This window comes from Photobacterium sp. GJ3 (assembly GCF_018199995.1).
GTDB lineage: Bacteria > Pseudomonadota > Gammaproteobacteria > Enterobacterales > Vibrionaceae > Photobacterium.
Window position 1 is genome coordinate 1,005,199 of the sequence record NZ_CP073579.1, and the last position, 14,189, is coordinate 1,019,387.

General features: G+C 46.8%; 15 protein-coding genes. 9 read left to right on the forward strand and 6 right to left on the reverse strand.

The window, feature by feature from the left end; genetic code table 11:
* Positions 1–15 precede the first annotated feature (15 nt).
* Together KDD30_RS21510 and sstT are read left to right on the forward strand one after the other, a co-directional pair.
* Positions 16–1,734 carry a BatD family protein gene (locus tag KDD30_RS21510; RefSeq protein WP_211650573.1) on the forward strand — a complete coding sequence of 573 codons (1,719 nt, stop codon included), beginning with the start codon at positions 16–18 and terminating at the stop codon, positions 1,732–1,734.
* Positions 1,735–2,088: 354 nt separating this feature from the next.
* Entirely contained in the window at positions 2,089–3,327 is a 1,239-nt protein-coding gene (gene sstT / locus KDD30_RS21515; protein ID WP_211650574.1) for a serine/threonine transporter SstT, read from the forward strand.
* Positions 3,328–3,439: 112 nt separating this feature from the next.
* Here sstT and KDD30_RS21520 read toward each other — a convergent pair whose 3' ends face one another.
* Positions 3,440–3,631 (reverse strand): YtxH domain-containing protein, encoded by a 192-nt coding sequence (locus KDD30_RS21520; RefSeq protein ID WP_211650575.1) that lies wholly within the window; start codon positions 3,629–3,631, stop codon positions 3,440–3,442.
* Between the two features lie 98 nt (positions 3,632–3,729).
* Between KDD30_RS21520 and KDD30_RS21525 the strand changes: the two genes are divergently transcribed.
* The gene (locus tag KDD30_RS21525) at positions 3,730–3,879 is read left to right on the forward strand and encodes a hypothetical protein (protein WP_211650576.1); all 150 of its coding nucleotides are present in this window, start codon (positions 3,730–3,732) and stop codon (positions 3,877–3,879) included.
* 138 nt (positions 3,880–4,017) lie between these two features.
* Here KDD30_RS21525 and KDD30_RS21530 read toward each other — a convergent pair whose 3' ends face one another.
* The 3 genes from KDD30_RS21530 to KDD30_RS21540 all read right to left on the reverse strand — a co-directional run bounded on the left by KDD30_RS21530 (position 4,018) and on the right by KDD30_RS21540 (position 6,765).
* Positions 4,018–5,271 carry a cysteine desulfurase-like protein gene (locus tag KDD30_RS21530; protein ID WP_211650577.1) on the reverse strand — a complete coding sequence of 418 codons (1,254 nt, stop codon included), beginning with the start codon at positions 5,269–5,271 and terminating at the stop codon, positions 4,018–4,020.
* Positions 5,261–5,911 (reverse strand): 2OG-Fe dioxygenase family protein, encoded by a 651-nt coding sequence (locus KDD30_RS21535; RefSeq protein WP_211650590.1) that lies wholly within the window; start codon positions 5,909–5,911, stop codon positions 5,261–5,263. Before KDD30_RS21535 ends, KDD30_RS21530 begins: the two co-directional genes overlap by 11 nt.
* Before the next feature lie 494 nt (positions 5,912–6,405).
* Positions 6,406–6,765, reverse strand: a complete 360-nt coding sequence (locus tag KDD30_RS21540; protein WP_211650592.1) for a hypothetical protein — start codon at positions 6,763–6,765, stop codon at positions 6,406–6,408.
* A 132-nt stretch (positions 6,766–6,897) separates the two neighbouring features.
* Here KDD30_RS21540 and KDD30_RS21545 point away from each other — a divergent pair, with 132 nt between their 5' ends.
* Together KDD30_RS21545 and KDD30_RS21550 are read left to right on the forward strand one after the other, a co-directional pair.
* Complete coding sequence (locus KDD30_RS21545; RefSeq protein ID WP_249199357.1) at positions 6,898–7,503, forward strand: hypothetical protein; 606 nt, start codon at positions 6,898–6,900, stop codon at positions 7,501–7,503.
* A gap of 222 nt (positions 7,504–7,725) precedes the next feature.
* A complete protein-coding gene (locus KDD30_RS21550; protein ID WP_211650594.1) occupies positions 7,726–8,892 on the forward strand; it encodes a cation:proton antiporter in 1,167 nt (388 codons plus the stop codon).
* A 3-nt stretch (positions 8,893–8,895) separates the two neighbouring features.
* Here KDD30_RS21550 and KDD30_RS21555 read toward each other — a convergent pair whose 3' ends face one another.
* On the reverse strand, positions 8,896–9,408 hold the full coding sequence (locus tag KDD30_RS21555; RefSeq protein WP_211650596.1) for a hypothetical protein: 513 nt from the start codon (positions 9,406–9,408) through the stop codon (positions 8,896–8,898).
* A 130-nt stretch (positions 9,409–9,538) separates the two neighbouring features.
* Positions 9,539–9,928: a hypothetical protein gene (locus tag KDD30_RS21560; RefSeq protein ID WP_249199359.1), complete on the reverse strand. Its 390-nt coding sequence runs from the start codon at positions 9,926–9,928 to the stop codon at positions 9,539–9,541.
* Positions 9,929–10,263: 335 nt separating this feature from the next.
* Between KDD30_RS21560 and KDD30_RS21565 the strand changes: the two genes are divergently transcribed.
* The 4 genes from KDD30_RS21565 to KDD30_RS21580 all read left to right on the forward strand — a co-directional run bounded on the left by KDD30_RS21565 (position 10,264) and on the right by KDD30_RS21580 (position 13,989).
* A complete protein-coding gene (locus KDD30_RS21565) occupies positions 10,264–11,307 on the forward strand; it encodes a GMP reductase (protein ID WP_211650598.1) in 1,044 nt (347 codons plus the stop codon).
* Between the two features lie 459 nt (positions 11,308–11,766).
* On the forward strand, positions 11,767–12,120 hold the full coding sequence (locus KDD30_RS21570; RefSeq protein WP_211650601.1) for a hypothetical protein: 354 nt from the start codon (positions 11,767–11,769) through the stop codon (positions 12,118–12,120).
* A 5-nt stretch (positions 12,121–12,125) separates the two neighbouring features.
* The gene (locus KDD30_RS21575) at positions 12,126–13,130 is read left to right on the forward strand and encodes a ParA family protein (RefSeq protein ID WP_211650603.1); all 1,005 of its coding nucleotides are present in this window, start codon (positions 12,126–12,128) and stop codon (positions 13,128–13,130) included.
* A gap of 70 nt (positions 13,131–13,200) precedes the next feature.
* Positions 13,201–13,989, forward strand: a complete 789-nt coding sequence (locus KDD30_RS21580; protein ID WP_211650605.1) for an SIR2 family protein — start codon at positions 13,201–13,203, stop codon at positions 13,987–13,989.
* The last annotated feature ends 200 nt before the right edge of the window (positions 13,990–14,189 follow it).

The following is a 14,189-nucleotide window of genomic DNA, read 5'->3' on the forward strand; positions in this document are numbered from 1 at the left end:
TGAACAGCAGGACTTATGATGAATTTCAAGCATGACACCCTATTGTCTCACCTCAGCCATACACGGTTCTGGTTGAGCCTCATTCTGTTTTTGGCGGGCCTTCTCTCCTATTCGGCCTCAGCCGCCCAGGTGGTTGCAACCGTGTCGAGTAATCAGGTTGGGGTCAACGAGATTTTCGAACTGAAAGTCAGCATTGATGATAATGTCAGCCAAAAAGCGTTAGATCTTTCTCCGCTGGCTCAAGATTTTACGGTAGGCACCCCCAGTACCAGTTCTTTCAACAGCTTTGTGAATGGCACCGTTTCCCGCCGGACAGAATGGCGCGTGGCATTGGCAGCGAACAAAACCGGGCAACTCACCATTCCCGCCTTTCGGATCGGCGCTTCACGTTCTGAGCCCATCGTGATGCAGGTCAGCGATCAGCCTTCACAAAAAAGTCTGAATGCTGATCTTGCGATTGAAATCTCAGGGCGGTTAGACAAAACCAAGCTTTATGTGGGTGAAAGCCAGATCTATCAGGTCCAGCTCAAAGTGGGCGAACAATTGGAACAAGCCAGCCTGATTGCCCCCCAGGGAGACGGTATCGATGTGGTTCAGGTGGGCGACGATCATCAGGCAGAGACGGTCTTGAACGGTCGCCGTTACATGATCGTGAACCGTAAATACCGGATTACGGCCAAACAACCCGGAGACATCACACTCCAGGGAGCCAAGTTGACAGGCACCGCTTTCAAAAGCGGCCGTGGCCGAACTCTGGGACTTCGGATTCCCGTGCATCTTCAGGCCGATCCTGAGCCGTTAACCGTGCTGGCCAAACCGGCGCATTATCAGGGGCTATGGCTGCCAACCCCAGATTTGCAGCTGGATCAGCAATGGCAGAACGATGCACCGGAACTGGAAGTCGGCGAGCCAATCACCCGGATTCTGACCCTGAAAATGAAAGGGACACCGCAAAGCCAGATGCCGGATCTGTCGCTGAGCTATCCGGACTCCGTCCGGGTTTACAGTGAAAAGCCCGTCTACACCCAGCAGGATAACTATAGTGTGATGACTCTGAAACAGGTCATCATTCCCCGTGATACTGGTACCATTACGCTGCCGCCGCTCAAAGTGAACTGGTGGAATACCGAAACAGGGCAACAGGCACAAAGTCTTGCGACGGGGAAAATCCTTGAGGTGAAACCAGGCAACACAGCGCCGGGTACCGCATCGTCACCGAGCGGCACAAATACCACCAGCACAAACGGCCAGTCAAACGGAGCGCAACATTCAACACCATCCGTTCCCGGCGTAAGCACTCAGCAAGGCGTTTCCCCATGGTGGCCCTGGCTGACATTACTGGTGACAATCCTCTGGATTGCAACGCTCCTGCTGTGGCTGAAAGCACGCCAGTCTAACAAGCACCAATCGGGAAACACTGACGTTGTGGCAAGTTCGGAGCCCGTGAAAAAACGCCTGATGTCAGCCGTTCGCGCCCGTCAGCCCCTGCAGATTCAAACCCTCTATCAGCAGTGGGATAAATCTCAGCTTGACCCCGCACAACGTGCAACTTTAGATCAGGCCATTCAGACCATGATGGCTGCTTTCTACGGAAAATCACCCGAAGCATGGGATAACCAGCCTCTGCTGCGTCTTTTACAGCGGGATCGTTCACAAGCGAAGCAGACTGAAAGGCAGCAGACACTCGCACCGATCGTGCCTGATTTACCGTCTGCCAACGAGAAAAACATGTAAGCATTCAAGTGCTGAATTGATTTGTGTACGAATCTTTTATGCAACTGGATTGTTAACAGTTTCTCCCTTACAATCCTGCTTTCGGGCAGGATTTTTTTCATCTGTTAACAAGTCCCGGAACAACGCTGACCACACACCCTTCTCGCGGAAGCACGAAAACAGGCAGATTGCTCTGTTTCTGGTCACTCATTATTGATATCCAGCTCACAAATGTCAGCAAACATGAAGGTTAAAAATGTGTAACCTAAAAGTTTATAAAAAGAATTGTGGAAATCTATCGATTATCCTGTTAAAAAACCATCCGCAAACAACATAAAACGCTTCTAAACCAACTCAAAACATTCAGGATGTCTTATGAGTCAACCACAACCTTTTCTCGCTAAAATTGCCAATGGCAATCTGGTTATTCAGATCCTCATTGGAATCGTGGCGGGTATCCTGCTGGCCAGTTACTCCACTGATGCTGCAGCAAAAGTCGAATTTTTGGGGAATCTGTTCGTCAGTGCCCTGAAAGCCGTTGCTCCTGTGCTGGTATTTATTCTGGTTGCGTCTTCTATTGCAAATCAGAAAAAAGGCGCTCACACCAATATGAAGCCAATCATCGGCCTGTACCTGCTGGGGACACTGATGGCTGCGCTGACTGCCGTTACCATGAGTTTCCTTTTCCCAACCACTCTGACTCTGGATGGCTCCGCAAATCAGGCAGCACCGGAAGGCATCGCTGAAGTTCTGAACACCCTGCTGTTCAAAGTGGTTGATAACCCAATCAATGCGCTGATGACCGGTAACTACATCGGTATTCTGGCTTGGGCTGTGGGTCTTGGTTTTGCCCTGCACTCTGCTTCTGATGCGACCAAACAAGTGTTCCAGGACATGTCGAATGGCGTGACACTGATTGTTCGCTTCGTCATTCGTCTGGCACCTATCGGTATTTTCGGTCTGGTTGCGGCAACCATCTCAAAAACAGGTTTCGAATCCCTGCTTAGCTATGCTCGCCTGCTGGGTGTTCTGCTGGGCTCAATGGCGATTATTGCTTTTGTTGTGAACCCAATCATTGTGTTCTACAAGACCAAACAAAACCCATTCCCGCTGGTACTGAAATGTGTCCGCGAAAGTGGTATCACCGCGTTCTTTACCCGTAGTTCTGCAGCGAATATCCCTGTGAACATGCAACTGTGTAAAGATCTGGACCTGCACGAAGATACTTACTCTGTATCCATCCCACTGGGTGCGACCATCAACATGGCAGGTGCAGCGATCACCATTACAGTTCTGACGCTGGCTGCTGTTCATACGATGGGCATTCAGGTTGACCTGTTCACCGCACTGCTGCTGAGTGTTGTGGCGGCCGTTTCTGCTTGTGGCGCATCTGGTGTTGCTGGCGGTTCTCTGCTGCTGATTCCACTGGCGTGCAGCCTGTTCGGTATTTCCAACGAAGTTGCCATGCAAGTGGTTGCGATTGGTTTCATCATCGGTGTGATTCAGGATTCTGCTGAAACAGCCCTGAACAGCTCAACAGATGTCATCTTCACTGCGGCAGCCTGCCGTGCTGCTGAAGCACAGGAAGGCGCAGCCCAAACTGCAAAAGCTTAATGAAATGACCTTAGCTGTCTGAGACAGCAGGCAGCATTAAAAACGGCGACCCAAAGGTCGCCGTTTTCGTCTTCATCATCGCTGTCACGCAACGATACCCTGCCCTGAACGATTAGTTTTGCAGCGACTCCAGCTGCTTGTTCAGCGCATCTTTGGCATCTGATGCCTGATCCCCCATCTCTTCCATCAAATCCTGTGCTTCTTCCATCGGACGTGAATCCAACGCATCTTCAATCTGATCTTTGTATGTCACGCCGACATAAATCCCCAAACCGACTAAAATAATCGCAATATATTTCAGCATTCTGTTTCTCTCTCTTTTCTGATTATTCTGATACGCTTCTGGCAAAGTCGTTTGCAATGGCGTTTCATCTGTTCAGTACGGCACAATGAAATCAATCAATGACTACTCGCATCGCCCAAGCCAGTATAACGTTATCGTTCCGTCCGAACCTGCAAGACCGCTCCCAGATTTTCGCCACAACACCGTCGGCTTTGTCCCGGCAAATCCGGAGACACCAGCGTGGCACAACTGAGTCAGAAAACGGTTAAGTTCGGTGCACAATGAAAAAGAAATGAATCAACAGCGACAATCACGGTCGACAGGAAAGAAAAAACCCACGATTGCTCGTGGGTTTTTCGGTGGCTTTAAGCATAAAGCCTGTGACAGGTTTTCAGCAATTTGCTGATTTAATTTTTATGTGTTTCTGAAATTAAAAACGGCGCTAAAGCATCAAACAATTGATCAATTTCTTGCTGAGTATTGTAGTGCATGAAACCGACCCGGACGACACCACCCTCTTCCAGGACACCAAGCTGTCTGCACAGCCCAAGGGCATAGAAATGGCCATGCCAGACACACATGTTCTGCTGACCGAGCCGGGATGCTACATCCGACGGCGGAACACCATCAAGACGAAGCGCAAAAGTCGGCGTCCGTTCTGCGATTCGCGTCTCATCTTTGATGCCATACAAGGTGAGATTACTGTATGTTTTGACTCGTTCTAGGAAATAGCGACTCAATGACGCTTCATGCGCCTGATAATGTGCATAACTGGATTCAAGCCGCTGACGAAGGCTATCCTTTTCATCGCCCCACTGCGCCAGATAGTTGATCGCAGCCACAACACCGGCTAAACCTTCGAAGTTCTGGGTGCCAGTTTCAAAGCGTCCCGGACCGACATCAGTCGCTGGTTCAACCTTATAAGGTTTCAGTGTCTGCAACCATTGTGGTGCAACATAGGCGAGCCCCACATGGGGACCAAAGAATTTGTATGCCGAGCACGCCAGAAAATCGCAACCCAATGCCTGTACATCCACCAGCTGATGAGGAGCATAGTGCACCGCATCAACAAATACTTTCGCGCCGACCTTGTGCGCGGCCTGTACAATACGCGCCACATCCACCACAGAGCCCGTGGTATTCGACGCATAAGTCACCGCGACCAGCTTTGTTTTCGGATTGAGCAGGGAATCAAAGTGGTCGTAATCCAGTGTGCAGTCTTCTTCATTCACCCGCACCTGACGCACAAGCACACCTTTATCATCTGCTGCCTGCTGCCAGCTCGAGACATTGGAATAATGATCCAATGACGTCACAATCACTTCATCGCCCGGCTGCCAGTCTCTGGAAATCGCACGGCTCAGCTGAAATGTCAGCGACGTCATGTTCGGGCCAAAGACAATGTTTTCTGGCGTTGGGGCATTCAGCAGCGCCTGCGCTGCCTGACGCGCAGAAGCCATTAAAGACACAGTCGCTTCGCTGGAGAAGAAAGCCCCACCCAGATTCGAATTGTAACGTCCCAGGTAATCCGTCATGGCCTGAAGCACAGATTCAGGCACCTGAGATCCACCGGGACCATCAAAGAAATACACGGGCTGATCATTCACGGTTTGATTCAGTGCAGGAAACTGCTGCCGTACCTGATCCACATTAAAGGGCATAGTTTGTCTCCCGAGCGGTCAGTACAAACAGGTTCATGTAACCTTGCTGGTCCTGTTTCACCGCTTTGATTGGACGCGCGTTATGCCACAGCTGATCATCCGCTAAAATTGCGACTTCACCCTCAGCCAGAGCCATGCTCAGAATGGGCAGATCATCTTTGGATTTGTAAACCATAAACTCTCCGCCTTCGACATTTTCCCGGCCGAATCCAATCACAGCAATGTGGTTGAAACCATCCTGGTGCACACCTTCCGGTGCAACCTGAGTCTCGCCATCCATCGCCGCAATACGAATCTGATGAATCTCTATTTCCTGATCCTCCGTTAAGGCATTGGCACGCTGAAAGACTTCGCACATTTCACGCAGCCCGTCACTGTGAAGAATGCTGTCTTCTAAAGGCTCAAAAGAACGACTGACATTCCCCTGGAAATGATTGATCTCATCCGACTGAACAAAAGCTCTCGGCGGTAAATGCTCAACACCATTCGCGGTTGCCTTCACCACAGAATACCGGCGTAAACGATATTCACCATCGGCATGGCCGGTTTTCGGAAGGTGATTAAACGACGGTGTCAGGTCGCTGATGGCCTGTCCGCTGAGTTGGGTGAGTTGAAGGGTACGATCCACTGAAACACTCATTGCATCCGCTCCTCTTAGCAAGCGCTATTTCCTTAGCTACGTCTCGCGTCCTGCCAGACATCCTTGGTTGACTGCACATCAATGCAAACATCGATTAACAATTCAGTTACAGGAGAGGATAAAGAAAAATTCTCGGATGCCAACATCAGACAGATAAAAAGTTTGGTAAATAATCAAAATAAAGAAAATATCACTATCAAAGTGAAAAACACTGGCCTGATCGTCCAAACCTTTTCACCCCCGCTCCAAAAATACAGTATTCTTTGCTGCTGAAATAATTAAACCACTGATTTTAAAGTATTTACCAGAGCGTGCCAGCGGATTCAGAAGGGGGGAACGGTGTGAAAACCCCAGATGATCATTCTGTTTGTGACCAGAATCCCATCCAAAATTTTGTCACACTTGGCATTTCAATGAAGATCTTCGAGAAGAAAAGCCTCCCGATTCGATCGGGAGGCAAACACAAAAGTGCTCAAAAATAGAACGGAGGATTGTTAAGGACGATGTGGCGTATAGATATACTGTTCGCCAGATTGTTTATAAAACGTATTATCAATAATCGCGTAAGTAATCCCTGAAATCACCGCGAAAGTCACTAAATCGGGTAAATTCGAACGGTGATACTCCCGGCGTGGACGCTCATGAACCACGACCACATCTCGATGATAGTGGTGATGATGCCGAACTTTTTTCCGGTAATGATGCTTATGCCAGTGTTTCTTTTTATGCTTATGTTTGTGCTTGTGATACTTTCTATGGTCATCGTCATAGTGATGACCTTTACCGCCATGTGCCCAGCTCACAGCCGGAATGACTAAAGACAGACACAACACGCCAATCCATAGAGTTTTCATCAGATGCTACCTTGTATTTACCGCTTTTATGTACAGCGTACATTTCATTCAGTAAAGCAGTGTCAGCAACAGGTAAAGCGAAAGTAAAATCTGGCTACATTCACTCAACATTCTGCATATTGCAGACGTTCAATGCTAATGACTAAAAATACCGACACAATCACCGAAAAACCTGCCATTCACATCGTCGGGATGGGTTGTTCTGAATTTCAAATCGCGGCTTATATGGAGCATCGTCCCGACATGCCAGGCATGGCCGAGTTAGTGCAACTTCAGCCTGCCATTCCGGGAGAAATCCATTGTATCGGGCAAGCCTGCGGCAACGGCTGGCGGAAAGTCTTTAATGTCTATGCCAAGCTGCTCTACGCACTCGATCCAACCTGTTTTGACTATGCGAAATGCGCCGACAGCTGGCAGCGTTTCCGCGACCAGTTTCTGCTGCAGGCAGGAAGCCAGACAGCGCTGCTGTTTAGCCCACCCGTTCTGGATTTGAACCGAGCAGCCTCCCGGTATCACATCATCATGGGACGAACTTACGCCAAAAAGCTCATCCACCAAGGCTTACTGAACGCTCCACTCACCTGGTTGGATCATGAGTTTGCCGTCAATCAGGAACATCGCCTCGTTGTTTGTCCTTACTTCGACTACCGGCAGTTGTCGAACCTCAAGATTGAACGTCTGGCGGCAATTCTCGCCGGATTTACACAAACCAACTCTGCATCATACCAATCAAAGTAAATCAGTGATCAGAAATAGCGTCGGAAAAATGTTTGAGAACAAGGCGGATTTTTTAGATCAGTCGTGATTCTACAATCAAAAAATCTAACGCAGTTATCGAGCATTTGAACAAGCTAGGATGACCGATGATTGACTGCGATGGGTATAAGCCACACAGCCAGAATTCGAATTCGTTCTATGCTTGTAAAGGGTCTGTCCTGATTCTGGCCGTACGGGGGCTGTATGCTGAACGAGCTGCAAACCATGATTTTCGAACTCGGGATCATTGTGGTCAGTTCAGCAATCTTAGGCACCCTCTTTCTCTATGCGCGCCAGCCCATCATTCTGGCTTATATTGCCGCCGGTATTCTGCTCGGCCCCAGCGGCTTCGGATTGCTCAACGATAATGACCGGATTATTCAGTTTGGTCAGTTCGGCGTGATTCTGCTGCTCTTCCTGCTTGGGCTCAACCTCCAGCCTTATAAGCTCATCAGCCTGTTTCAGGAATCCGCCCTGATCACGCTGGGCACCTGCTGTCTGTTTTTTCTGGTCACGTTGGGGTTTTGCTGGGCGATCCGCCTGTCACTGACAGATGCACTGGTCGCAGCCGCGGCCCTGATGTTTTCCAGTACAGTGATCGGCCTGAAGCTCATCCCAACCACCACGCTGCATCATCAGCGACTCGGTGAAATCATGACCAGCGTGCTGCTGATTCAGGATATGCTGGCGATCATTGTGATTCTGTTTCTGAACGTCCGAAGCCCGGATGCCATGCTCAGTGCGTTTGGTCTGATCCTGCTGAAACTGGCTTTGCTGTGTTTGCTGGCTTATCTGGGCGTGCGATACCTGATCCTGCCTTTATTCCGCCGATTTGATGTGATTCAGGAATACACCTTTGTCGCGGCACTGGCCTGGTGTCTGCTCTGGGCAGAAGCCGCGCATCTGGCCGGATTATCTTATGAAATTGGTGCATTCGTCGCAGGATTATCCATCGCGATCAGCCGTGTTTCTCAGGCAATCTCGTTACACCTGAAACCATTGCGGGAGTTCTTTCTGATTCTGTTTTTCTTCGCTGTGGGCGCAAAAATGGACTTTAACCAGGGAGACATGATGCTGATATGGGGATGCCTGTTCGGCGTGATTTTAATCGTAGTGAAAGCGGTTGGATTTGCCTTCGCACTCAAACTTGCCAGAGAAAAAGCGACCCGAGAGCTTGCTGCCCGTTTAAGCCAGGCCAGTGAGTTTTCTCTCTTACTGGCCTACACCGCCCTCACGGCTGGGCTCGTTTCGGATCAAGGGATGCTGTTTATTCAGGCTGCGACACTCACCACCTTTATTGTATCGACCTATTGGGTGGTCAGCCGGTTTCCGACGCCTATCTCCAGCGACAAAAACCTGCGAAAAGACTAGCCATTATGCCGTTCGGCGCTGGCATTGCATCGAGAAGTGATTCTCCGGAGTAATGTGATACCACATTTCAAAATGCGCCTTGTTTTTTCCTTTCATGATGGGTTGCAGGAATATCCGGTAACCCATCAGATCCCGCTGAGCGTCGTAGCCGAACGGATTGGCCTGATTCGGATCAACCAGAATTTCACGCTTCATCGCCACTGGCTTCAGGCGATACTGGCCCTCATGACTTTCCAGCAGATAGTCCACAAAAAGATTAAACTCCAGTTCGGTTTCACCCTGCTCGGTATAGCGAATCCACTCTTTGGAGATCACTTTGCCATCACGCTGAATGTCGTAGTTCACCCAGCTTTCTTCTTTATCAGACGCCTTTCGATCCGGCAGGCACTGCCATTGTCCAACCAGTTCAGTGATTGACGCGATATCCGTTGCATGTTCTGTTTTCGCCGCCATGGCTGGCTGCGTCCCCAAAAAAACGAAAGCGGCCAGACAACCGCGCTGCATCCATGACTTCATCCCTCTCCCCTCAAGATTTCATTGATTCAGCTAACATAGCGAACTTCAGCGGATGGCTCCACAAAGTTTTCTGAAAATCAGACATGAAAAAAGGAGCCGTAGCTCCTTGATCTGATTCATTTGGTATGGCTCAGGATGGTTTCACCTGCAAAGTCGCCTGAGCATCTGCGGCAGACTGGGCCGTCGCAGACGACGGCTGAGCATCTTGCGCCGACAATTTCGCCAACAAATGACTCACCGGCACGATCGGTCCCATCATATTCACCCGCATCGGCGAACCCACTGCACCCAGGTGCAATTCAGAGGTATCTGAGGCGGAGTAATTGTATTTGTAATTGAATTTATCAACCGCCATGTGGAGCAAATCAAACTCCTTCCGATGGCAGGAAACATAGGCACGCCAATACATCGCATCCAGCACTTCATCCGGCGTATAGGCCCGGATGATGAAACGCCAGCTGCCATCCTCACCGTAAAAATCCAGCGGGAATATCTGCTTTATTTTTCTTTTGTTCAACAAGGTATATCTATCCACTCAGCCAGCGAGACAACAGAATTATCCTTGGATTAGCACAGATTGGAAGAGAAAAAAGCAGAAAAATGACAATTTTGACAATCCGTTTCAGAAACGGCTATCGGGGAAAGCGAGGATGGAATCTTCGGGAGGATACCACAAAAAAAATGCACATTTCAGACTTGTGGAAAAATTTTCTCTGCCTATAATGCTGAAAACCGGAGCGTCTGCCAACGCTCCGGTTTTTTTGTGCCTGCTCTTCGGGAATGAAGTCATCTGCCAATGATTCACCCCTGGGAGCAATATTCAATCGCTACACTGAAGATAAAGAAGGAACTTCAATGCGTATCGAACAAGACCTGAAACTGGGCTTCAAAGATGTTCTGTTTCGTCCAAAACGATCCACCCTGAAAAGCCGTTCTCAAGTTGAATTAACCCGCGATTTTACATTCAAGCATAGTGGCCGTCAATGGTCTGGCGTGCCAATTATCGCCGCCAACATGGATTCCGTCGGCAGCTTCGAAATGGCGCAAACGCTGGCGAAGCATCAGGTGATGACCGCAATCCACAAACATTACACTGTGGATGACTGGGCCGGATTCGTGCGAGAAAACCATGCGGAAGTACTCAAGCATGTCATGGTCTCGACCGGTACATCCGAAGCGGATTTCCAGAAAACCAAAGATATTATGGCGCTGACGGACGATCTGATTTTCATCTGTATCGACATTGCCAACGGTTACTCGGAGCATCTGGTGGAGTACGTTGAGAAAGTCCGTGCAGCCTTCCCGGATAAAGTGATCAGTGCCGGTAACGTGGTGACGGGCGACATGGTGGAAGAGCTAATTCTGGCAGGTGCCGATCTTGTCAAAGTCGGGATTGGCCCGGGTTCTGTCTGCACCACCCGCGTGAAAACCGGCGTCGGCTATCCGCAATTGTCGGCCATTATTGAGTGTGCCGATGCCGCGCACGGTCTGGGCGGCCGGATTATCGGCGATGGCGGCTGTACCTGTGCTGGTGACGTTTCCAAAGCATTCGGCGGCGGCGCCGATTTCGTGATGCTCGGCGGCATGCTGGCTGGCCATGAAGAAAGTAATGGCGAAGTTGTTGAAAAAGAAGGAAAAACCTTCATGAAATTTTACGGTATGTCATCTCAGAGTGCGATGGACAAACATTCCGGCGGTGTTGCCAACTACCGTGCAGCTGAAGGAAAAACCGTCCTATTGCCTTACCGTGGCCCGGTGGAAAACACCATCCAGGATATCATGGGTGGCGTGCGCTCAACCTGCACCTACGTTGGCGCGGCGCAGTTGAAAGAGCTGACCAAACGCACCACTTTCATCCGTGTACAAGAGCAAGAGAATAACGTGTACGGGAAAGAGTGATACGTCACTTTGAATCCTAATTGTCACAAGTGAAAGGTCGCAGATGCGGCCTTTTTTTATGTCCGGAACCTATGGCATCTCTATATACGTGTTGTATTTGCAAACATGGTGGCGTCCTGCCCTTGGCGACATATTCAAATAACTTACTTAGAAAATCGCTTCAGCGCCTTCATTCGATAAAGCCACCATGTTGATGAGTGGTTTTTCCTTTGGGTTGCCTGGTGTTTTCGGACGGATGGGCAGTCGCTATCGTGAATCATTTTGTTCACCTGGCCGACGGCAATGCCTGAAATTTCAGAGAATTTCTGAACTGTGACAAAGGGACAAAGTGGTGCATTGAACACTATTGAATAATTGTTCGTGGTGGTATCCTTGCGAGTTGTTCAGATACTTGATTATCGAAAAACCGTGCAAGTTAATTCGATATCACTCAAATGGCTTCTTTTGGGGGAAGGTAAGATGTATGTAAGTGATAAGTCCAATGCAGTTCACAACACAGTCAACCTGCCTTACTTCACGTTCAAAGATGGTGATTTGGTCGAGGAAGAAAAGCTCCAATTTGATCGCCGCTATCTAGAAAGTAAAAGAGTGCTACCTAACGACAACCTGATCGTTATAGCAAAAAATGGCGACTTGGTGTTTGATGACAAAGCAATTTCAGGCCAGTATCTGATCAAAATTGATGAGGATGCGTCAATCAACTCGCTACAAAAGCTGCCAGGTAACAAGGTAGCGATTGCGTTCTCCAACTCTACTGTGCAGTTGGATGAAAGGGATATTGAGGTTTTGGGTAAAATAATAACTAGGCTCTAATTTATATGAAAAGTATCGTGTTTTTTAACAATAAAGGTGGTGTTGGTAAAACAACTCTCCTGTGTAATGTGGCAGCAATATTAGCTGATGAACATCAAAAAAAAGTACTCATTGTAGATGCTGATCCTCAATGTAATTCGACTGCTTATTGTTTAGGAGATTCCGTAGTTGAGGAAATGTTTTCAAAAGCAAAAAGAAATACTATTGAGAACTTCATTCAACCATTAAAAAAAGGTAAGGGATATTTATTAGAAAAAGTCAAACCGATTTACTCCCAACGATTCAATCTAGATATTATTCCAGGGGATCCAAATCTTGCTTTAAGTGAAGATTTGCTTGCTTCCGATTGGAAATCCTCTATCTCCGGCGACGAGAGGGGATTACAAACGACTTTTGTAATGAAAGATTTAATTCACAAATATAAAGATGACTATGATTTTATATTTTTCGATGTAAGCCCATCACTAGGAGCACTAAATAGAGCTATATTAATTTCTTCGGATTACTTTGTTGTTCCAATGAGCGTTGATGTTTTTAGTCTCTCGGCTATTGAAAACATTGCTGCATCTTTAAAGTCTTGGAAAAAAGCGTTAAAACAGAGCTTAGATTTATTTAAAGATGATGAAAAAGAAAGTTTTAGCGTAAATAATGAAGTCGTTGACTGGAATCTTAATTTCATTGGATATGCTGTGCAGCAATATACATCAAAAACAGTTTCTGGAACGAAAAGACCTGTGAACGCATATGAAAAAATCAATAAAAAAATCCCATCAGTCATTAACAAATATTTAATAGATAATGATGAACTAAATATTGATTATAGACTAGGTGAGATACAAAACCTTCATAGCCTTATTCCATTATCTCAATCTGCAAACTGCCCCATTTTTAAGTTAAAGTCTAGCGATGGTGTTGTTGGTGCACATTTTTCAATGGTTAAAGATTCAAGAGCCATTTTTGATAAAATAGCAATTAACATTATTAAAAATATCGAGGTTATTAATGATTAATTGGCCTGAGGATGTTATTGAGGATATAGCTAGACGGCGTTGTGTCATTTACATTGGTTCTGGTGTCTCAATGAATAGCACCAATAAAAACGGCCAAAGACCAAAGACATGGCACGCTCTGCTAACTGACATGCTTAATAAAGTTGAAAGTCCAAAACAGCATATAATTAAACTTCTAAAAGAAAACGACTATTTAACATCTTGCGAGATTATAAAAGATAAAATGGGTCGAGAACAGTTTGTAAGAACCCTACGTCAAGAGTATTTAACTCCGTCTTACCTCCCTGCGGATATTCATAAAAACATATTTAGATTGGACTCAAGACTAGTAATCACTCCAAACTTTGATAAGATTTATGATTCATATGCTACGGGGCAAACACATGGATCTGTAATCATAAAGAATCATTATGACAGCGATATACATTCAGCCATAAGAGAAAATGGACGATTGATAATTAAAGCTCATGGGACTATTGACACGCCAGAGAAACTAATATTTACACGAAAAGAATATGCAGAAGCTCGTTCAAAATATAGTAACTTCTATGAAATATTAGAAGCTCTATCTGTAACGCATACGTTCATTTTTATTGGCTGCGGTGTAAATGATCCTGACATTAGATTACTGCTTGAAGATACATTTTTCAAACACGATAGCTACAAGCCTCACTATATGTTGATGCCAAATGGCTCATTACACAAAGACCAAATAAATATAATACAAAGAACTATGAACTTAAGAGTTTTAGGATACTCTAAAAACAACAATCATATTGAACTTACTGATTCCTTAGCAAACCTAGAGGTTAAAGTTAACTCAGTACGTGATGAATTAAGGCAAAACAGTAACTGGTGATTTAAACAAGCCGCCTTGCGGCTTGTTTAATTCAAACTTACTACTTTTAAATAATAACTTGTTTACACATTTATTACCTTATTACCTGCCGGTTCTGTGTTCTATCAAGCATTACGAATTTCTATCAGCCTGCTTGGAAATTTATTGATTATTTAAAAATTAATTTTATCAGTAATAATATAAATCCGATAATACTCCAT

Bases quoted from the DNA above. Each gene is read 5' to 3' on its own strand.
- KDD30_RS21570 (WP_211650601.1), top strand. From the start codon at position 11,767: ATGTATGTAAGTGATAAGTCCAATGCAGTTCACAACACAGTCAACCTG.
- KDD30_RS21565 (WP_211650598.1), top strand. From the start codon at position 10,264: ATGCGTATCGAACAAGACCTGAAACTGGGCTTCAAAGATGTTCTGTTT.
- KDD30_RS21535 (WP_211650590.1), bottom strand. From the start codon at position 5,911: ATGAGTGTTTCAGTGGATCGTACCCTTCAACTCACCCAACTCAGCGGA.
- KDD30_RS21580 (WP_211650605.1), top strand. From the start codon at position 13,201: ATGAATAGCACCAATAAAAACGGCCAAAGACCAAAGACATGGCACGCT.
- KDD30_RS21575 (WP_211650603.1), top strand. From the start codon at position 12,126: ATGAAAAGTATCGTGTTTTTTAACAATAAAGGTGGTGTTGGTAAAACA.
- KDD30_RS21555 (WP_211650596.1), bottom strand. From the start codon at position 9,408: ATGAAGTCATGGATGCAGCGCGGTTGTCTGGCCGCTTTCGTTTTTTTG.
- sstT (WP_211650574.1), top strand. From the start codon at position 2,089: ATGAGTCAACCACAACCTTTTCTCGCTAAAATTGCCAATGGCAATCTG.
- KDD30_RS21545 (WP_249199357.1), top strand. From the start codon at position 6,898: ATGCTAATGACTAAAAATACCGACACAATCACCGAAAAACCTGCCATT.
- KDD30_RS21540 (WP_211650592.1), bottom strand. From the start codon at position 6,765: ATGAAAACTCTATGGATTGGCGTGTTGTGTCTGTCTTTAGTCATTCCG.
- KDD30_RS21520 (WP_211650575.1), bottom strand. From the start codon at position 3,631: ATGCTGAAATATATTGCGATTATTTTAGTCGGTTTGGGGATTTATGTC.
- KDD30_RS21525 (WP_211650576.1), top strand. From the start codon at position 3,730: ATGACTACTCGCATCGCCCAAGCCAGTATAACGTTATCGTTCCGTCCG.
- KDD30_RS21530 (WP_211650577.1), bottom strand. From the start codon at position 5,271: ATGCCCTTTAATGTGGATCAGGTACGGCAGCAGTTTCCTGCACTGAAT.
- KDD30_RS21550 (WP_211650594.1), top strand. From the start codon at position 7,726: ATGCTGAACGAGCTGCAAACCATGATTTTCGAACTCGGGATCATTGTG.
- KDD30_RS21510 (WP_211650573.1), top strand. From the start codon at position 16: ATGATGAATTTCAAGCATGACACCCTATTGTCTCACCTCAGCCATACA.